The sequence below is a fragment of the Microvirga sp. ACRRW genome (assembly GCF_022346925.1).
Classification (GTDB): Bacteria; Pseudomonadota; Alphaproteobacteria; order Rhizobiales; family Beijerinckiaceae; genus Microvirga.
The window spans coordinates 362,167-381,109 of the sequence record NZ_JAKRNJ010000004.1; the positions used below are offsets into that span (position 1 = coordinate 362,167).

Consider the following 18,943-nt stretch of genomic DNA (forward strand, 5'->3'; position numbering starts at 1 on the left):
GAATTGACAAAGATTGCTGCCTTAGGTCCCGCTTGCTTCCAAGCGCTCGACTTCATGCGGTTGCACTTTGGGAGTTTGCGGTTTCGGCTCCTCCTCGGCTGCCATGAACTGCGCGCGGGCTAGTTCGGCAAAGCGCCCGCCTTTTGCCACGAGCTCCTCGAAAGTGCCTGTCTCAATCACGCGACCCTGATCGAAGACGAGAATGCGGTTGGCATTGCGGATGGTAGCAAGGCGATGTGCGATTACGAATGTCGTTCGCCCCTTCATCACCTCATCCAAGGCCTTCTGCAGCTTCCGCTCGGTAGAAGCATCGAGCGCGCTCGTTGCCTCATCGAGAATGAGGATTGGCGGGTTTTTGAGGAGCGCTCGTGCGATGGAGAGACGCTGGCGCTCACCGCCCGAAAGCGAGCGGCCACGCTCGCCGATGACGGTGTCGAGTCCATCCGATTGTCGCGAAATGAACTCGATGGCCTGCGCGCGCTGCAAGGCTTCGATCATCTCGGCATCCGTGGCCTCGGGCTGGCCGACCTGCAAGTTCTCGCGAATGGTGCGGGCGAAAAGCATAGGCTCTTGAAAGACGACACCGATGTTGCGGCGAAGGGATGCGAGAGCAAGATCGCGTATATCGTCGCCATCGATGCGGATGCAACCCGATTGCGGATCGAAGGCGCGATGCAGGAGACCAAGCGTGGTCGACTTGCCCGAGCCCGTAGCACCCACCAGCGCCACGTTCTCGCCAGGCTGGATCGTGAAGGAAACGTCCTGCACCGCGGAGCGCTTGCCGTCGTAGGAGAAGCTCACGTTGTCGAACACGACCTCGCCTTTGAATCGCTCCACCGATTTGGCGTTCGCGCGGTCATGAACGGCGGGCGTCGTATCGAGAATCTCGAAGAATTCCTGCAGCTTCGGCGCCTGCATGAACATCTGGTTGACGAAGCTCACCGCCTGTTCCAGGCGTCCGATCAGCATCGTCGCCATGCTCATGAATGTGACGATCTGACCGATGGTGGCAAGGCCGTTGAGATGCAGCCAGGTGCCGAGAAGGAAAATAGCGGTAACCGTGATGGTGGCAGACGCGCGCGATGCGACGGAGGCCAGCGCCCACCAGGACAGAACCGGGTTCTGCGCCTGCAGCAATTGCTGGATGATGACGCGCAGGGAACGGCTCTCGGCCTCGATGCGCGTGAAGGACTGGATGACCGGCACATTGCCGAGCGCATCCGACGCGTGCTCGGCAAGGCTCGAGTGATAGCGCTCGACGGAGCCCTGCAGGGTTTCCGTCTTGCGAAGCACGATGGCGGTGAGCACCGCGAACACGCCCACGAGAACCAGGAGGAGAAGGCCGAGACGCCAGTTCAGGAAGACTGTGAGCGGCAGAAGCACTACGAGCGCGATCAGCGCCGACAGATGCTCGCGAAAGAAGCCAAGCCAGAGCCAGGACATGCCGCCCGAGCCTTCCAGCATCACTTTCAGCACGCGGCCTGAATGTGTGGAAGTGTGAAAGGCGAGTGGAAGTTCGAGCACGTGCTCGAAGTAATTGGCGACGACGGCAAGCCTGCGCCGATGAGCGAGGCGATCCGCATGAAGCGCCACCAGAGCACCCGCGCCGATGGAAAAGAGACCGAAGGCGACCCAAGCCGCGATCAGAGGCAGGAGCACCGTGAACGTGACCGGAGCCGAGCCCGGAATCTGCGCGCGCGTGAGAACGTCGATGATGCGGCCAAACAGGATCGGCTCGGCAAATGCGGAAATTGCCAGTGCAATATTCGCCAGAGCCAAAAGAGCGCCAACCCTCAGGTCCGACCCGAGTTGGCTCAGAACGCGGATGTAAAGCCTGATCAGCCGCATGGGATCACCCTGCCAGCGCGAAGCTTACGGGAAAACTCCGCTCTCGATGGAGAGTTTCGTAATCCTGTTCGCCCGAAATGCCAATGCCGAAGCGCATAAAGCCTCATACCTCGCTGGGCTTATGGTTATGCCCCTTCTTGAACCGCTTGCGAAAGCTGCCGATCCATTTCCGTCGCGGACGAGGAATATATTGGAGGCGGGGCTTGGGTAAAAGAATCGCCCCCTCCTCGGTCTTGCGGATGTGAAGCGTACGCGTGTGAAACTCCTCCAGGCCGGGCCTGTGCCCGATGGACATCACCGTTGCGCCCTTCAGCTCATCGTCGAACAGCGAGAGCATGGAGGCTTGGTTTTCCTCGTCGAGGGCAGAGGTCGCCTCGTCCATGAACACCCAGCGCGGCTTGTGCAGAATAACGCGCGCGAAAGCGACACGCTGCTGCTGGCCGAGCGACATGGTCTTATCCCAGCGCTCGTGCTTGTCGAGCATGTCCACGAATTCGTTCAAGCCGCAGCGCTCCAGCGCCGCGCGGATCTCGGCATCGTCGAACGTGTCGGGCGATGCGGGATAGCTGATTGCTGCCCGCAATGTTCCGAGGGGCAGATAGGGCCGCTGCGGCAGAAACATCATCTCGTGACCGGGCGGCAGGCGGATCCTGCCGGAGCCCCAGGGCCAGAGTTCCGAGATGGCCCGGAACAAGGTGCTCTTTCCGGCTCCGGATTCGCCCATGATCAGCACGCGCTCGCCCGGCTTGATCTCCGCCGTCGCATCTTCGATGAGAATGCTGCCGTCGCTCAAGGCGATGGACAGTCCCTCGAAGCTGAGCCAGCCTTGCGGGTGCGGCGCGATGTCGATCTTGCCGTTCTGAATCGTCACTTCTTCAAGATCGATGGCCGCCTGGCGGAACGTGGCGACGCGCAGCACGGCTGAACGCCAATCGGCGATCTTCGGGAAGTTATCCACGAAGTAGCGCAGGGCCGCCTGCACCTGATTGAAGGCACCGACCACCATCATCATGCCGCCGAAGGACAAGCGTCCGCTGAAATAGCCAGGCGCAGCAGCTAAGATCGGCACGACGATCGCAAGCCAACCGTAACCAGACGTAATCCAGGTCAGGCGGGCAAGTGCCCCCGACAAGCGCCGCGTCGACTTGAGCACCGCCTCCACGAACTCGTCGAGATTGCGCCGCTCGTCGTCCTCGCCGTTGTAAAGGGAAACACTTTCTGCGCTCTCGTTGACGCGTACGAGCGCGAAGCGCAGATCCGCCTCGCGGGCATAGCGTTGCGTGTTGAGCCGGATCAACGGGCGGCCGACGAGCCAGGTGAGACCGGAGCCGATGCCTGCATAGCCGATGGCAACCCACACCATGTAGCCGGGGATCGTGATCTCTCGTCCGTTGATCGTGAAGGTCGTGTCGCCTGAGAGAGTCCACAGAACGCCGATAAAGCTGACGAGCAGGAGGAAGGCCTGCAGCATGCCGACGCCCAGCTCCGTCGAGAGCTCGGAGAAGAGACGGCAATCCTCCTGCAGACGCTGGTCGGGCTGTTTGCTGTTCTCTCCCATGAAGCCGAGCTGATAGGCGTGGTTGGGCCTCAGCCAGAGATCGAGCAGAACTTGCGTCAGGCGCTGCCGCAGGCGGATCTTGAGCCGCTCCTGCAACCATGTCTGCGCCACGACGAAGGCAAGCAATGCGGCAACGATGACGCCGAAGACGAGAAGCTGATGAAAGAAGGTCGAGGTATCGCGCTTCTCCACTGCATCGAAGAAGGCGCCGTTCCATTGATTCAGCCGAACCTGGCCCACCATGTTGCCAATGAGCACGACGACAATGGCGATGCCCAACCGCGTCATCGGCCAGCCCTTGCCGCCCCGGTACATGTCCCGGAACAGCAGAAACAGCTCCCGCCCGATGCTGGGTGCTATTTCAGGAGCAGGCTCCGGCGGCCGATGGCCCTGCTGATGCGCGGCGGCATGGTCCGCTTCCTTCGCGAGCGTATTGTCCTGTCCGGGCCCGACATCGTGTTCGCTCCCCGTTGCGGGAGGCGGAGGCATTTGTTTACCCAACTTGGGATCGAAGTCCGGCATGGTCTTTCAAAGCACGCTCTTACAACGCCACCACTGACGCTGATGTTAAAGAGCTACGCTTCGGTTTAGGTTCCAGGCCTTTGTAAAGCTGGGAAAATTTGGCTCAAGGCTTCGCCGCGACGGCCAGAACCCAATAGACTTTGTATTTGGAATTCGGCGTATAGGCCGTGGCGATGCCGATCCGCGCCGCTTTTGGATCGAGCAGCACCCGGTTGTGCTGGGGACTTTCCCGCCAGCCGGAGAAGGCTTCCGCAAGAGTGTGATAGCCTGCCGAGAGATTGACCGCCGGAGCATTGAAGCCCGCCGTGAACAACCGGCTCTTGAACGCATCGGCGGAACTTGGCTTGTCCGCCGCCGCCATGGCATTGGCCTCGGCTTGCGCCGCCGCCTGCAGATCCGGATCGAGCGTCAGGGAGCCCAAGCCGTTGTTGCGGCGATAGGCGCCGATCATGTCGCGCGCCATGACCGCATCCACCACGGCACTGGGATTGGCCATGGAAGCATAGAAGCTCGGAATCTGGGTGCTTGCTTGACGCTGATCGGACTGGCATCCCGCCAGCACGAGCGCCCCAAGGCTTAAACAGAGAAGGCTTTTCATGCCCGCGATTTATCCTTGAGAAGGGTTAAGGTTTCCTCCTCATTCCCGTCCTTCCCGGATTCATCGGGCTTGGGCTCCTCATCTTCCTCGGGCTCGGGCGCACTCGGCGCCGGCATGCCGATGCCGGCCTTGCGGAGGCCTCGGAAGATCTCGAAATAGATGTCGCTCGACACACGGCCCGCCGCATCGATGTCGTCCACGAAGCAGATGAGATCGAAGTCGATGGTGTTCTCCGTCGCCTTTTTGAACAGGACACGCGGATTGGGTTCCGTCATGACCTCGCGGTGAGCGAGTGCCGCAGTCCTCATAATCTCCGCCACCTGATCGGGATCGGAGGCGCGGGGTACGGGAATTGTCACGAGCACGCGCCCGACGCGGTCGTTGCGGACGCGGTTGCGGACGACGCCGGAAATCAGGTTCGAGTTCGGAACGATGAGCGTCGCGCGGTCCCCGGTCTGAATTTCCGTGGACCTCACGTTGATCCGCCGCACATAGCCTTCCGCGTCGCCCACGACGACGAGATCGCCCACGCGGATCGGGCGCTCCCACAACAGGATGAGGCCTGAGATGAAGTTGTTGACGATGGATTGCAGGCCGAAACCGATACCCACCGACAGGGCACCGGCGACGATGGTCACGCGTTCCAGGCTCAGGCCCAGATAGGTGAACGCGAGAACGCCCGCCGTGATGATGCCCACATAGCCCGCCGCCGTACGGATCGAGTTGCGAAGGCCCGCATCGAGATCGGTTGCCGGCAGGAAGGTGTTGTCGAGCCAACGCTGGATGATGCGCGTGACCGTGAAACCGGCACCGAAGAGCAATGCCGCGATCAGGATCGACGACAGGGAGATCGTGAGATCGCCGACATTGAAGCCGAAGAACAGCGCCCGCAGCGAGCCCATCACATCCGTGGATTCGATTCCCCAGGGCAGCAGGACCATGAGGATGGCGATGACGATCAGCGCGAGCCGCGCAACGCCGCTCGCCAGCACGCCGATCTGCTCCAGGGAGCGGCGGCGAATGCCTGTGTTCGCCTGTAGCGTCGTCACCAGCTTGCTCTGGCCGCGCAGGGACCCGGCAATGAACTCGTCCGCCAGTGTGATGCAGAGAATAAGCATCGCGATGACCAGCGAAATCGAGATCGCCTGACCGACCACGAAAGAGGCGAGAGCTGTGTAGCCACTGATCACGCTGCCGATCACGACGGCAACGGTGAACCATCCGATGCTGCGCACCGGCCCGCCGATATCGACATCTTGCGCCACATAAGGACCAAGGCAGTTCTCGTCCTGGTTCTCGCTCGTCGCGAAGCGGCGCAGCAATTCCGCGAAGATGAGCGCCATGGCCAGCGCGAAAACGGCTCTGGTGATCACCGTGATGGGAAGAACGGCGGCAACGGCCTTGTTGAAAGTTTCGATCACCTTCTCAACGATCGCCACCGTCGCGAGCGTGACAGAGAAGCCCATGATGCGCGTGGCCGACACATCGCGCACCGGGATCAGGCGCCAGGACGTATGGCCGGGCGCGAGAATGGCATCGATGAGCGCGCGCACGAAGGCGATGAAGGCCAAGCCGCCAAGCAGCGCTTTCATGACCTCTTCCAGACGGGGCGGAACGAGATCCGCCGAGTCGAACGCAATCCAGACGATCCAACTTCCCGCGATGGCGGGCCCTGCCCCGAGCACGAGAACGCCGACGGCGGCCATCAGGCGGTTGCGCCGGGACGGATCGGCGATCGCGGGATCGCGCCGTACGAGACGGGGCGCAATGGAACGGCGGCTGACATAAAGCGCCACGGCGGCACCGATGGCGAGGCCGAGCAGCAGCAGCACGCCGAGCGTTGCGGTGCGCTGCATCTGCTCGAGAGCATCCGTCAGCACGATCCGCTGGGCTCTCAGCTCGCTCGGAATGGCCTGGATGACGCTCATCCAGAGATTGGGACTTAAGATCCCGTCTCCCCGCTCGAACAGGGCACGCGCGAAACCAGTGCGGCGCAAATCGCCGATCTGGGCGCTCAACTGTTCGGCCTGGACCAGCAAGGCACGCCCGAGGCGTTGCGTCTCGTCGAGTTCGGCAACGGCCGCCTCGCGATCCGCGCGATCCTTAGCCACATCGGCGCTTTCCTCGGGCTGACCGCTTGCGGGCTTCGGGCCGAGTTGGGAGAGGCGCTGGCGGCTTGCTTCCAGCTTCGGCGTCTGCTCGTCGATAACGACACGGATTTCAGCGATGATGGGCTCGATCTGCTGGCGCAGATTCTGCAGCTCCACATCGGACTGCGAGCGGCCTTGCAGCGCCAGCTCCTTCTGGTCGAGATCGGCCTTGAAGCCATCGAGCTTGGCGCGAGCCGCCTTCGTTTCCGCCGAGACCGCCATGGCGGGAGCATCCTGGGCCGCAGGCGGCGCTGGCTGCTGAGGCGCGGGAGCTTGTGGCACAGGAGCCTGGGGAGCAGGCGCTTGAGCCCGAGGTGCCGTCTGCGCCTGCTGGGCCAGAGCAAAGCCGCCCGAAGCAAGGCTGCATGCAACAATCGCGGCGCTCAGGAGCCGCTTCAGTCCAATCCCGGTCATTCAGTCCGCCTTATCGCATTCCCTTACGGGCTGGTTCTTTCGCGAATCAATAAGGCGAAAACTCGCCGCCGAGCTGTCGAAGTGCAACAAAAAAGCCTGGATGGCTGGCTGTCATCCAGGCCTTCTCGAAGAATTTAGTCTCCTAGCGCTGTGCCGGCTGGTTCGCCGAAGGTTGCGCGTCGGGAGCCGGGTAGGCCGGATTGGCCGGCGAGGTCCGATCCGTGGGATTGGCGGAAGAGCCGGAGGTCGACCCCGTCGTGGCCGAGCGGGCGGCGTCCGTGCCGGGATCATCGGGCGAGGTCGAGCCGACCCAGATCAGGTATCCGCCGACTGCCACGGCGAGCAGGAGCAGAGAGCCGATCAGGACACCCAGAACCGGGCGGCCGGAGGGACCTTGTCGGGCGCGATCGTCGGGAACTTGTTGAACCATCTCAAGCCTCTTGTTGGAAAGACGATATGTTAAGGCGAGCGGCAGGGCTCGGCGTTATCAGGGCAACGCCGGTGACCTAGGGCGGTTCCTGCCAAGTTTTCCTCTCATGTTTTCCTGTCAAGCTTCGATGAGGAAGCACGTTCGGATCGCGTTTGCCCCTTGGATCAAATGTAGCTTTGCGCCGTTGTTCACGACGGGCCAGTAACAATGTCAGGGTCGAAGGCTGATGGTTCCGCCAGATATGAGAAGCATCGATTGTCGCACCCCCGGGCAAGGCTTTCGTCTTCCGGCGCACAGCCATTTTTTCGCCGCCTTGCGCGCCCTTGGGTAATCTCTGATTCAAGGAGAAAACATGCAGGACAATCGCATCAATCTGGATGGGGCTTGGGAATTTTTGCACGTGGCCGACGACCGCCTGTCGGGCCCGGCGGAGGTTCGCCAGATTGTGGTGCCAAGTCCCTGGCAGGCTCAGTTCTCCGACCTGCGCATGCGCGCGGGCATCGGCATTTACCGCAGGACGATCCAGATCGACGAAGCGTGGCTGCACGACAGCATCTGGATTCGCTTCGGCGCCGTCTTTCACAACACAAAGGTCTTCATCAACGGCGAGGCCGTGGGACATAATGAAGGCGGCTTCCTGCCCTTCTCGTTCGATGTGACGCCCCACCTCAAGCCGGGACCGAACGAAATCAAGGTGCGCGTGGATTCCCCCACCGATAATCCCGCCGAGTTTCCGGACTCGCCCTTCGCCGAAATCCCCTTCGGCAAGCAGAGCTGGTACGGACCGTTATCCGGCATCTGGCAATCGGTCTTTCTGGAGCGCCGCATTCCCGATCACATGAATCGCGTGCGCCTCGTTCCGCATCTCGCCACGGGCCATGTATCCTCCGGCGTGTTCTTCGCGCGTCCGCTCACGGATGCGACGCAGATCCGCATCGAAGTGGCCGACCCGTCTGGCAATGTGGTCGTGGAAGAACTGCACGAGACGCAAGTGGGCGTCACCAGCATGCCGTTCGAGTTGACGGTGCCGGATGTGCAGCCCTGGTCGCCCGATCATCCGAACCTCTATCGCGTTCGCCTGCAGCTCATGCGCAACGGTGAGGTGAAGGACGAGATCACCGACAATTTCGGCTTCCGCACCATCGAGACGCGCAACGGCAAGTTCTACCTCAATGGCGAGCCGCTCTATCTGCGCTCTGCTCTCGATCAGGATTACTACCCCGACACGATCTGCACCGTGCCGTCGGTGGAGTTTCTGGAGGATCAGTTCCGCAAGGCGAAGGAACTCGGGCTCAACTGCCTGCGCTGCCACATCAAGGCGGCGGACCCGCGCTATTACGACGTGGCGGATCGCATGGGCATGCTGATCTGGACGGAATTGCCCAACGGCGGCATGGCCACGGACCGCTCGCGCGGCCGCAAGGAAAAGCTCCTCAAGGGCATTGTCGACCGTGACGGTAATCACCCATCCATCGTCATCTGGACAATCATCAACGAAAATTGGGGCGTCGATCTCGTCAACGACGCCGATCACCGCGACTGGCTCAAGCGCACGTTCGCATGGCTCAAGGCTTACGATCCGACGCGTCTCGTGGTCGATAACTCGCCGCTTGCCCCAAGCTTCCATGTGGAATCCGACATCGCGGATTATCACTTCTACGCCGCCTATCCCGATCATCGCGGCGCATGGGATCAGTTCGTGGACGAATTGTCGGACCGCGCTTCCTGGCTCTATTCGCCGCACGGCGATGCGGTAATCACCGGCCGCGAGCCTCTCATGTGCTCCGAATTCGGCAATTGGGGTCTGCCCTATCCGAAGGATCTGCGCGACGCCAATGGCGAGGAGCCCTGGTGGTTCGAGACGGGGCACGATTGGGGCGAGGGCGTGATGTACGCCCACGGCGTCGAGAACCGTTTCTCGGATTGGAGCCTCGACCGCGTGTTCGGCGACCTGCGCCGTTTCGTGATCGCCGCGCAATGGCAACAGTTCCGCGCGCTGAAATACGAGATCGAGGCCATGCGCCGGAAGCCGAACCTCGCCGGCTATGTGATCACCGAGCTGCACGATTGCCATTGGGAATCGAACGGCCTGCTCGATATGCGCCGCAATCCGCGCGTGTTTCATGAGCTGTTCCACATCGTCAATTCGGATACGGTCATCGTGCCGAAATGGGAGCGTGCCTCCTATTGGGCGGGCGAGAAGGTTGTCCTGGGCCTGGCACTCGCACATGGGGCGGGGCCTGTTCTGGAGGATTGCAAGCTTGAGATCAGCCTCGGCAGCGAAACGCAGCAGATCGTCCTGCCGCGCATCGAGGCACCGGATGTGCTCGATCTCGGCAGCATCGAGATCCTGGTGCCTGAGATGGAAGAGCCGTCCCTGCGCCGCATCAGTCTCGATCTTCGTGCGCCAGACGGCAGGCTGATTGCGCACAACCACCACGACATCGCCATTCATCCCAAACGCACGCGGCCCATGCATGTGCGCGAATTGGTGTGGTCGCCAGACGAGGATATCCGCGAGCATTTTAGCGCCCTCGGCTACACTATGGCGCGTGCTTTCGAGGAATCGACGCTTGTCGTCGCGCGCACGCACGACAAGGCGATTGCCGACCATGTGCGTGCCGGTGCGAAACTGCTGCTTCTGCCGGAATCTGACATGAGCCTCTATCCGTTCTTCCCGCATTGGCAGGCAGTAGGGGTAAGGCCGCGTGCGGGCACCCTATGGTCGGGCGATTGGGCCTCCTCCTTCGGTTGGCTGCGTCGCTCCGGCCATTTCTCCCGCCTCCCCTCAGGCCCGCTGCTCGACGAGACCATGGATCGCGTGCTGCCAGACTTCGTGATCTCGGGCTGCAACCTGCTCGACTTCCAGGCCCGTGTCTTCGCCGGTCTCGTGGTCGGCTGGATTCACAAGCCTGTGGCTTTGGGCGTCGAGCGTTCCTATGGACGCGGCCGCCTCGTCGCCTCGACGCTGCGCCTGCTCCGCGATAAGCCGCTCGCCGATCCGACCGCTACCATGCTGACGGATGCGCTGGTGGAACTCGCCGTCGAGTCGCGCGCAGCCCGTCTCGAGGAAGCGGTGCGTGCGGCGGAAGCCGCGGCGTAGAGCCTCCCAGTTTCAAGCAAAACGGCGCGGAAAATCTCCGCGCCGTTTTCATTTACAACCGAATCGAACCTGCTATTCGGCAGCCATCGTGAGATGATCCTCCGACCACTCGACTTCACTGTCGATGAAGAAACGGTCGAGTGCGCTCTCTAGGTGAGGCATGAGAATGCCGCGCTCGGTCGACAATGCCGTATTGAGCTTGGGCAGACCTTCTGCTCCTCGAAGCAGGGCCGGATCGAACCCGGCCCGTACGGCGGCCTGTGCGGCGAGGTCGCGCCGCGACATCTCACCGACATTCGCCATGTGCCAGATACCGGTGCCGCCATCGATGAGAAGGTCGAGGGCCACATTGACGAGATCGGGCACGTAAGTGGGCGACACGACATCGCCGCTGGCTTCAAGACTTTCCCTCTTGCTCAAGGCATTGAGGACCGACCACACAAAATTGTAGCGGTCCCACGGACCGAAGAAGGCGCTCGTGCGGATGATGAGGGCCTTGTCATGCGCGGCCATAACCCGCGCCTCGGCCTCGGCCTTGCTCGCGCCATAGACCGTTGTGGGATTGACCTGGTCGCTTTCTACATAAGGCCTGCCGAGCGTGCCGTCGAAGACGAGATCGGACGAGAAGGTCATGAGCGGAATGCCGAGATCCGCGCATGCTTTCGCCAGCACCTCCGCTCCGACTGCGTTTTCACGGAAGCAAGCCTTCGTATCGCTCTCGGCCTCTCTTACGCGCACATAACCCGCCGTATTGATGATCGCCCAGGGCTTGTGGCAGCGCAGAGCCTGCCTCACGCTCTTGGGGTCGGCGATATCCATGTCGCTTCGCGAGAGCAGCGCATGGTTGAGGCCTCGGAACTCGGAAAGCCGCGAGAAGGCGCGTCCCAACGTACCGGTGGCGCCCGTGATGAGAAGCTGTCGCGGCTCATCTGCAAGCCAGCACGATTTCGAGTGATTGGCTGGCCTCTTGTAAAAGCGTATATCCCGCTTCCACCATCCGGCACGGTCGAGGACCGGGTGATCATAGGTTCCGTCTTTCGCCAATGCTTCGGCCGCATGGGCCAGCGCGGTCCGGCGAGGCTCGGGCGCGCGCGCATCGAAGGGCCCAGGCTCATAGAAACCATTGCGTCGAGTGAGGAGGCTGTTCCAGTCGACTGCGCCGAAAAGGGACCAGATTGTCACGGCGCGGATATCCGCACCCTCATCCCGCAACGTATCGACATCGTTCCAGACTTCCATGAGCCAGCGCAACTGATCGTCACGCGAGCTGCCGTGATGAACCTCCGTCACGGCGATGGGGCGCTTGTAGCGCTCCCAAACTTCCCTCAGACGAGCTGCTGGACCGAGTTCTTCTGCCGGCAATGGCATACGTACGGCTTCGGCATCCGCATATTGGTGGCGGCCGTTGCCGCCCCAATGATGCTCGGGATAGCGCTTCATGTTCTCATCGAGGTAACGCTCGCTCGTGAGATAATGATTGATGCCGATGATGTCCGGCGCGCCCTCGCCTTCCAGAAGCAGTTCGAGATCGGCCTCACTGACGCCGTTCTCCAGGAATATCTCCCACCATGGATGATGGCGGTTCACCATTCCGCACAGGAGGTCGAAACTTAAGAACCGGCGCTGGTTTTCATGTTCGGCCTGGTAGGCAAGCAGAGGCGTCGAGAAAGTCTTCCCCATGTCGTCCGTTTGTACAAGCTGCGCATCGGAGCGTACCTTGCGAATGGCGCGCATGGACAGAACGGTCGCCTTGCATTCCGCCACGAGGATTTTCAGAAAAGCTTCGTAGCTCGTGCCGTGCGGATACCAGTGGCCATAAAGGCCGGAGAAGCGGGCCGTGGTGAGCGGCTCGTTGACCGGCGTGTAGAGATCGAGATGCGGATAACGCCGGGCGACATTGGCCGCGTGACGCGCCAGCAATTCGGGCCACGCCGGATCGAGCATATGAGTGTAACGCGGACCGCTGCCGTGATGGCAAAGGCCTGCAATCGCACGGATGCCGAGCTTTTGCATCCGCGCCAAGCGCTCATCATGCCATGTGAAATCCGCGCGGTCGGGACTTTCGGGAGAGATGGCCTCCCAAAGGACCGGATGGCGCAGCGTGCGAATTCCGAGTTGGGCGATCTGGTCGAGATCGCCGAGCCTCTCGCTGTAACCGGTCTCCAGGCTTTGATCGCGATATTCGTCGCCAACACGCGCGACGGTGCATTCGATCCCGCCCCAAAGCTCCAGGGCTCGCTTCATCATTGACTCCGAGCTATCTTATATCAGGCCTTCACAAACGATGTTCAGCGCGGATTGTTCGATGAAGTTCTCCCGTCACGACAGCAGTGCCGCGGAGGATGACATGACTTTGACCGCCGAAGTATCGGCATCGGTCGGCAACGACTCGTTGATGCGCCGGAAGGTGGCAAGGGCCTGCCCGACGATCTGGTCCATGTTGTAGTAGCGGTAGGTCGCCAGACGTCCCACGAACCACACGTCAGGTGTCGCCAGAGCCAGGCGCTCGTACTTCTTGAAGAGCTCCTGATTTTCCGGCTTCGGAATGGGGTAGTAGGGATCGCCTTCAGCCGATGGGTACTCATAGGTCAAGGCGGTCTTGGCGTGCTCCTGGCCCGTGAGATGCTTGTACTCCGTCACGCGGGTGTAATCATGCGTCTGCGGGTAGTTCACCACGCCGACCGATTGGTGCCAGGGCTTGTTGAGGGTGATGTGCTCGAAGCGCAGGGAGCGGTAGGGCAGCTTGCCGAACTGGTAATTGAAATATTCGTCGATTGGTCCGGAATAGATGACGCGGCGATGCGGGACGATGTGTTTTACATCCTCATAGTCCGTTTGCGTCATGATGTGGATGTTCGGATGGCTCACCATCTTCTCGAACATCCGGGTGTAACCGTGCTTCGGCATGAACTGGAATTCGTCTGCGAAGTAGCGGTCGTCCCGGTTCGTGCGGGTCGGCACGCGCGAGGTTACGGATTTGTCGAGCTCCGACGGATCGAGGCCCCATTGCTTGCGCGTATAGCCGCGGAAGAACTTTTCATAAAGCTCGCGCCCGACCGTCGAGACCACCACGTCTTCCGACGTTTTGATCTCGTCCATCTTCTCTGCCCGTTCGGCAAACCAATCCTGCAGCTGCTCGGATGTGAGGTTCAGGCCGTAGAGCTTGTTGACGGTATCGAGATTGATGGGGATCGGCACCTGCATGCCGTCCACTTCCGCCAGGACGCGATGCTCGTAAAAGCGCCATTCGGTGAAGCGGGAGAGATAGTCGAAGATTTGCTTCGAGTTGGTGTGGAAGATGTGCGGCCCGTATTGATGGATCAGCAGGCCGTCATCGTCGTAGCGGTCATAGGCATTGCCGCCGATATGGCTGCGGCGGTCGATGAGAAGGACGCGTTCGTTGCGCTCGGTTGCAAGACGCTCGGCCAGCACGCTTCCCGCAAAACCGGCGCCGACAATCAGCCAATCGTACATTCAAATCACTCCGCAGGCGTAGTGGCATAGATGGGAAGGGAAGCAGCGGCCGGGCGCTCAGACGCCGTATCGCCGGTCATATCCAGCATGAGCTTGTGCATGGCACCCCAGGTTTTGTCCCAGGAACCCTGCGCCAGATGCCGGTCCACCTTAGCGAGCCACGCCTCTTTCGGACGGGCCAAGATCATTTCGACCTTAGCAACCACCTCTTCGGCGCTGCGGGCGATCTCGACGAGACCCTTCTCGCCATACGGCTTCACCACATCGGTAATGGGTGTTGAAACCACGGGAACGCCGGCGGCCAGAAACTCGGGCGTCTTCGTCGGGCTGATGAATTTTGTCGCCTCGTTCAGGGCGAAATTCATGAAGCCCACATCCCAGCCAGCGAGATAGCGCGGCAGTTCCTTATAGTCCTTACCGCCGAGCCAGTGGATGTTGGGACGCTGAGGCAACGTGGCGGGATCGATCTTAACGACTGGACCGATCATCACGAACTGCCAGTCGGGGCGCAGATCGGCAGTCTGTGCCAAAAGTTCGATATCCATGCGCTCGTCAACGACGCCGAAGAAGCCGAGTCGCGGATGAGGGATATGCGCCTGATCATTCGGATCGTGATTGATCGAACGGGCCTGCGAGAAATGATTAAAGTCGATGGATGACGGGAAACCGTGAACGCTGCGGTGACGGTTTCTCTTCGCCTCATAAAGGCTCATGCCGCCGGTGAAGACCAGATCGCAACGTCCGAAGAGTGCATTCTCGAGATCGAGCAATTGTTGCGACGCACCACGGAAGAGCGACAGCTCGTCCATATTGTCGTAGATGCACAGATCGCATTCTAAATCGCTGGTGAAAGCCATAGCCATCGGCGTGTAGTACCAGAACACGCGCGAACCGTTGGATTCGCGCCCGATCAGGGCTTCGATGAGATCGTGCTGCTCGGCGATAACATCTTCATGCGTGAGACCTTCCGGCAGCATTGGCACGGCGATGGTCACGCCCTGCGGGCGGCTGCTCACATCCATATGCGGCTTGATGCCAGCCTTGAAGATCGGTTCTTCGATAATCAACACATCGTAATGCTTGGCGGCACGGCTGAGCAAATGTTGCGGACGCTGCCAGACAAAATCCCATCGAAGGTGAGAGAAACAGACGAGGAGAGGCTTTTCGGAAGAGGCCTTGGACGTACGGAGGGCATGCGGCTGCGTCATCAAACGCTCATGCATAGCGCGATCCTTAAGAACAGATGTGTTGTCACGAACGGACGGGAAAATCACGGTCCGGGGCGAATATTGCTATGGCTTTAGTGAAGCGCTCCGGAAAAGGGTCACGGGCGCAATCGATTAAATAACGCTGTGGGTGCTATTTGGTTCCATCTGCGTTCATGTTTGTGAACAACTATTCATGGCGCACGCTCGTATCACTTCTTCTCCAGCATCAGCGTGCCTTGCTTTTGGATGAAAGACTTTGCCTTCTCTGCAATCATCGCGAGAAGCCACGGCAACTGCACTTCCACGCGCACCTGCTCGTCCATGACCAGGACATTGCCGCTCACGTTCTGGCCCATGGCTCCGACGCGAAAATCCATACGATCGCCGGTCCAGCTTTCATCAATGGAAGCGACCTTGTCGCCGAATTGGGACTTCAAGCCGCTCATGCCGCCGTGCAGCCTGCGCAGAGCCTCGGCTTTGCCGAGATTGTGGGGAATGGAGACGACGAGAGGTTTTGACATAGCAATGCTCCGCTAACCGAAACGACAAGCGAAGCAGCATGGTGGAGGTTCCGCCGTCAGAGCATTTCAACCTTGATGGCGCGGATCACGATGGCTTCCTGCTGGAAGCGCCGCTCAAGCTCGGCGCGATAGCTTTCCCACCAAGCGCTGTCGATCTCGCGAGTCATGATTTCGAAGACCACGATGTCGTCGTGTGCGGTATGGCCGCCCTCTTTCCAGACGCCTTCGGCAGGAGCACGCGTGAAGCTGGTAATGCCGCCAAACCGCTCCGACAATTCAGTGCGGACGCGGCCATAGGCTTTGCCGTCGAAGCGGCGACCGGCATTGTCGGCCAATGGCAGAAGAATCTGCACCAGATGCATCTTTTCGATCCTGCATTCGCAAAGAAGCGACGAGGCTTCGGTTAAGCCTCGCCCTGCGGCAGGAGATAGTTCAGGCGAAGAAAAAGGCGAGCCTGCTGCACTCTTCAAGCAAGGAGCATCGGATGGATCCCAAAAGTGCAAATCCAGTTTTGGGTCTGATGCTCTAGGCGAGAAGTGCTGCAAACAACTCCTGATCCGTTTCCGGCCAGGCATCGTCGACGCGGTAGCAGCCCGAAGGCTTGGAGACGCGCCAAGGGTGCAGCGTGGATGACTGGAAGGCCTCCGACGGCCGCAGACGGCGCGCCGTCCCGTCGGACTGAACCTCGTCAATGACGACGAAGCCGAAGATGTTCAGCCGCGTTGCCATATCCTTGGTTGCCCGATCCTCCGCATCGACCGGCAGCGAGCCTGCGGCATAGACCGCATCCATGAGGCTCTTCTGATCGCGGCGGGGATTGGCCGACGAGCGCGCGCCCGGAAAGCGGATGACGTTCGTCGGCAGAGACGATCTCGATTCCATATAAGCAACCCTTGGTCCCGAATCGGACCAAGAATCGCCGCAAGGGATTAAGAAGCGCCTAATTCGGCAGAGCCATCAATCGAGCCTATGCAGGGAAACGTAGCCTACGCCGGCAGAAGTCAGGCCCAGAGCCTGGGCGGGGCCTTTGGCAAGGTCGATGATGCGCCGGTGGGCGAAGGGCCCGCGATCATTGACGCGCACGACCACCGAACGGCCATTCGATTCATTGACGACCCGAAGCCTCGTGCCGAAAGGCAGGGAGCGGTGGGCCGCCGTCATGTCGGAGGAGTCGAAGCGCTCGCCGCTGGCGGTCTTGCGGCCGTGGAAACCGGGGCCGTACCAGGAGGCGGTGCCCCTCTGAAATTCCTTGCCCAGGCTGGCTTGTGAGATGGAGCCCGTGGTGTCGGGATCCGTGGAGGCAGTGGTATTGCATGCAGCAACGAATAGAAGTGGTGCGATTGCCGTCATGCGGGTGAGGATGTTCTTCAAAAATAGGTCTCCCCTTCCGTTTCAATTGGAAGTGAAGCTCAACTTTAAAAAGGCAAGAATAAGGCGCTTCGATTTTCGCCTTAGAAACTCATACTTTTGGGCCAGGGCACAACTGAAATCTATAGCCTGAGATCGTCGAATTATTTGAAATATAGCCTGGATATAGTTTCATTATCCGCAAAGGAAAATACCCCTTAAGCCCTGCCCCAAACCGATGGGGCAAGGCCAAGGATGCGGGCGCAACGCAAGAGGTCACGCCGCTTTCAAAGGCTGAATTGTCTCGTCCGGTCGCTCAGCTCGCGAAGGCTTCCTGAACGTCCCGTGGCACGGCCGTGACGAGGCCGAGCGTATCGCGGCGCGTCCAGCGCCAGAGCATCAGGGATGCGACAACGGCGAGGCCGGTCGCAAGGCCGATCCAGATCCCGATACCGCGAAGCTCCGTGCCGAAGGCCAAAACCACACCGAGCGGCAGGCCGATGCCCCAATAGCCCACGGCCGCGTAGATCATCGGCACGCGGGTATCCTGCAGGCCGCGCAGCATGCCAGCGCCCACCGCCTGCGAGGCATCGGCAAGCTGGAAGATCGCCGCCATGACCAGGAAGGATACGGCAAAGCCGATCACCGCCGCGTTGTTAGGATCGTTCAGGTCGAGGAAAGCGCTCAGCAGCAAACGCGGCGTGAAGAGCATCAGGGAGGCGGTGACGATCATGAAGCTTGTAGCCAGCACGAAGGACGTCCAGCCAGCCCGCGTGACGCCCGCCGCATCCTGCGCGCCATAAGCCCTGCCGACGCGGACAGTCGTTGCCTGGCTGAGGCCGAAGGGCATCATGAAGCAGAAGGAGGCGATCTGAAGCGCGATGGCATGGGCCGCCAGCTCATTGGCGCCGATGCGTCCCATGAGCAGGGCGGCTGCGTTGAAAATCGTGACCTCGAAGGCGAGCGTCAGGCCAATGGGCACGCCGATGCGCCAGAGCGTACGGTAGCGCGGCCAGTCGGGGCGCCAGAAACGGCCGAAGATGTGATAGCGCCTCAACTTCGGATCGAGAATGGTGACGAGAGCAAGCGCCACGAACATGAACGTGCTCGAGATCACCGTGCCGACACCTGCGCCGATGAGCCCGAGATGGGGCATGCCGAACTTGCCGAACATGAAGCAATAGGCAGCGCCCAGGTTCACCGGAACCGCGATGAGGACGATGATGAGCGGCCAGCCGGGACGCTCCAGAGCCGCCAGGAACGAGCGCAGCACCAGATACAGCAGGAACGGCAGCAGGCTCCATTGGAGGGCGCGGATATACTGGCCCGCCTCATGGGCCAGCAATGGCTCCTGGCCCATGGCGAGCAGCAGGAACTCACCGTTCCAGGAGACGATCCAGATCGGCACCGCCACCGTTATCGCGGCCCAGAAACCCTGGCGCACGGTGCGGCGCACCTCGCGCACGGAATGGCGCTTGCGGCCAAGCTCCTCGGCGACGATGGGCGAGACCGCGCTCACGAGACCGATGCCGAAAATGAGGAACGCGAAATAGAGATTCGTGCCGAGCGCGCCCGCTGCCAGCGCGCCCGATCCGATCCACCCCATGAGGATCACATCGGTGGTCATCAGGGCGTTCTGAGCGACGTTGGTCAGGATCAGGGGCCAGCCCAGGGACAAAGTGGCCACCAGCTCCGCAACCCAGGCGGATTTGTTGAATTTCGCGGTCATGATGGCGGGTTTTTACCCAAAGGAAGGCCCAAAAGCCACAC

Annotated in this window: 14 protein-coding genes; 1 reads left to right on the forward strand and 13 read right to left on the reverse strand. The window is 60.9% G+C overall.

Annotated elements, in window-relative coordinates; genetic code table 11:
* Positions 1-21: 21 nt before the first annotated feature.
* From MHY87_RS11875 to MHY87_RS11895, 5 genes are all read right to left on the reverse strand, one after another.
* Positions 22-1,848 carry a glucan ABC transporter ATP-binding protein/ permease gene (locus MHY87_RS11875; RefSeq protein WP_239351981.1) on the reverse strand — a complete coding sequence of 609 codons (1,827 nt, stop codon included), beginning with the start codon at positions 1,846-1,848 and terminating at the stop codon, positions 22-24.
* A gap of 103 nt (positions 1,849-1,951) precedes the next feature.
* Positions 1,952-3,895: an ABC transporter ATP-binding protein/permease gene (locus tag MHY87_RS11880; RefSeq protein ID WP_239351983.1), complete on the reverse strand. Its 1,944-nt coding sequence runs from the start codon at positions 3,893-3,895 to the stop codon at positions 1,952-1,954.
* Between the two features lie 136 nt (positions 3,896-4,031).
* Positions 4,032-4,526, reverse strand: a complete 495-nt coding sequence (locus MHY87_RS11885; protein WP_239351985.1) for a CAP domain-containing protein — start codon at positions 4,524-4,526, stop codon at positions 4,032-4,034.
* Positions 4,523-7,090: a DUF3772 domain-containing protein gene (locus MHY87_RS11890; RefSeq protein ID WP_239351987.1), complete on the reverse strand. Its 2,568-nt coding sequence runs from the start codon at positions 7,088-7,090 to the stop codon at positions 4,523-4,525. The genes MHY87_RS11885 and MHY87_RS11890 overlap by 4 nt, the downstream gene beginning before the upstream one ends.
* A 142-nt stretch (positions 7,091-7,232) precedes the next feature.
* Positions 7,233-7,520 (reverse strand): hypothetical protein, encoded by a 288-nt coding sequence (locus MHY87_RS11895; protein ID WP_239351989.1) that lies wholly within the window; start codon positions 7,518-7,520, stop codon positions 7,233-7,235.
* A gap of 352 nt (positions 7,521-7,872) precedes the next feature.
* Between MHY87_RS11895 and MHY87_RS11900 the strand changes: the two genes are divergently transcribed.
* Positions 7,873-10,623 (forward strand): glycoside hydrolase family 2 protein, encoded by a 2,751-nt coding sequence (locus MHY87_RS11900; protein WP_239351990.1) that lies wholly within the window; start codon positions 7,873-7,875, stop codon positions 10,621-10,623.
* A 72-nt stretch (positions 10,624-10,695) separates the two neighbouring features.
* On the opposite strand, the gene MHY87_RS11905 is transcribed toward MHY87_RS11900, so the two are convergent.
* From MHY87_RS11905 to MHY87_RS11940, 8 genes are all read right to left on the reverse strand, one after another.
* Positions 10,696-12,870 (reverse strand): family 1 glycosylhydrolase, encoded by a 2,175-nt coding sequence (locus MHY87_RS11905; RefSeq protein ID WP_239351991.1) that lies wholly within the window; start codon positions 12,868-12,870, stop codon positions 10,696-10,698.
* A 72-nt stretch (positions 12,871-12,942) separates the two neighbouring features.
* Positions 12,943-14,097 carry a UDP-galactopyranose mutase gene (gene glf / locus MHY87_RS11910; protein ID WP_239351992.1) on the reverse strand — a complete coding sequence of 385 codons (1,155 nt, stop codon included), beginning with the start codon at positions 14,095-14,097 and terminating at the stop codon, positions 12,943-12,945.
* 5 nt (positions 14,098-14,102) lie between these two features.
* Positions 14,103-15,305 (reverse strand): glycosyltransferase family 1 protein, encoded by a 1,203-nt coding sequence (locus MHY87_RS11915; protein WP_239351993.1) that lies wholly within the window; start codon positions 15,303-15,305, stop codon positions 14,103-14,105.
* Between the two features lie 209 nt (positions 15,306-15,514).
* Positions 15,515-15,826, reverse strand: coding sequence for a polyhydroxyalkanoic acid system family protein (locus MHY87_RS11920; RefSeq protein ID WP_239351994.1), 312 nt, complete (start codon positions 15,824-15,826; stop codon positions 15,515-15,517).
* Positions 15,827-15,882: 56 nt separating this feature from the next.
* Positions 15,883-16,188, reverse strand: coding sequence for a hypothetical protein (locus MHY87_RS11925; RefSeq protein WP_239351995.1), 306 nt, complete (start codon positions 16,186-16,188; stop codon positions 15,883-15,885).
* A gap of 163 nt (positions 16,189-16,351) precedes the next feature.
* Positions 16,352-16,708: a hypothetical protein gene (locus tag MHY87_RS11930; protein ID WP_239351996.1), complete on the reverse strand. Its 357-nt coding sequence runs from the start codon at positions 16,706-16,708 to the stop codon at positions 16,352-16,354.
* Positions 16,709-16,783: 75 nt separating this feature from the next.
* A complete protein-coding gene (locus tag MHY87_RS11935; protein WP_239351997.1) occupies positions 16,784-17,197 on the reverse strand; it encodes a septal ring lytic transglycosylase RlpA family protein in 414 nt (137 codons plus the stop codon).
* Between the two features lie 292 nt (positions 17,198-17,489).
* Positions 17,490-18,902, reverse strand: coding sequence for an MATE family efflux transporter (locus tag MHY87_RS11940; protein ID WP_239351999.1), 1,413 nt, complete (start codon positions 18,900-18,902; stop codon positions 17,490-17,492).
* Positions 18,903-18,943 lie beyond the last annotated feature (41 nt).

Bases quoted from the DNA above. Each gene is read 5' to 3' on its own strand.
- MHY87_RS11875 (WP_239351981.1), bottom strand. From the start codon at position 1,848: ATGCGGCTGATCAGGCTTTACATCCGCGTTCTGAGCCAACTCGGGTCG.
- MHY87_RS11880 (WP_239351983.1), bottom strand. From the start codon at position 3,895: ATGCCTCCGCCTCCCGCAACGGGGAGCGAACACGATGTCGGGCCCGGA.
- MHY87_RS11885 (WP_239351985.1), bottom strand. From the start codon at position 4,526: ATGAAAAGCCTTCTCTGTTTAAGCCTTGGGGCGCTCGTGCTGGCGGGA.
- MHY87_RS11890 (WP_239351987.1), bottom strand. From the start codon at position 7,090: ATGACCGGGATTGGACTGAAGCGGCTCCTGAGCGCCGCGATTGTTGCA.
- MHY87_RS11895 (WP_239351989.1), bottom strand. From the start codon at position 7,520: ATGGTTCAACAAGTTCCCGACGATCGCGCCCGACAAGGTCCCTCCGGC.
- MHY87_RS11900 (WP_239351990.1), top strand. From the start codon at position 7,873: ATGCAGGACAATCGCATCAATCTGGATGGGGCTTGGGAATTTTTGCAC.
- MHY87_RS11905 (WP_239351991.1), bottom strand. From the start codon at position 12,870: ATGATGAAGCGAGCCCTGGAGCTTTGGGGCGGGATCGAATGCACCGTC.
- glf (WP_239351992.1), bottom strand. From the start codon at position 14,097: ATGTACGATTGGCTGATTGTCGGCGCCGGTTTTGCGGGAAGCGTGCTG.
- MHY87_RS11915 (WP_239351993.1), bottom strand. From the start codon at position 15,305: ATGACGCAGCCGCATGCCCTCCGTACGTCCAAGGCCTCTTCCGAAAAG.
- MHY87_RS11920 (WP_239351994.1), bottom strand. From the start codon at position 15,826: ATGTCAAAACCTCTCGTCGTCTCCATTCCCCACAATCTCGGCAAAGCC.
- MHY87_RS11925 (WP_239351995.1), bottom strand. From the start codon at position 16,188: ATGCATCTGGTGCAGATTCTTCTGCCATTGGCCGACAATGCCGGTCGC.
- MHY87_RS11930 (WP_239351996.1), bottom strand. From the start codon at position 16,708: ATGGAATCGAGATCGTCTCTGCCGACGAACGTCATCCGCTTTCCGGGC.
- MHY87_RS11940 (WP_239351999.1), bottom strand. From the start codon at position 18,902: ATGACCGCGAAATTCAACAAATCCGCCTGGGTTGCGGAGCTGGTGGCC.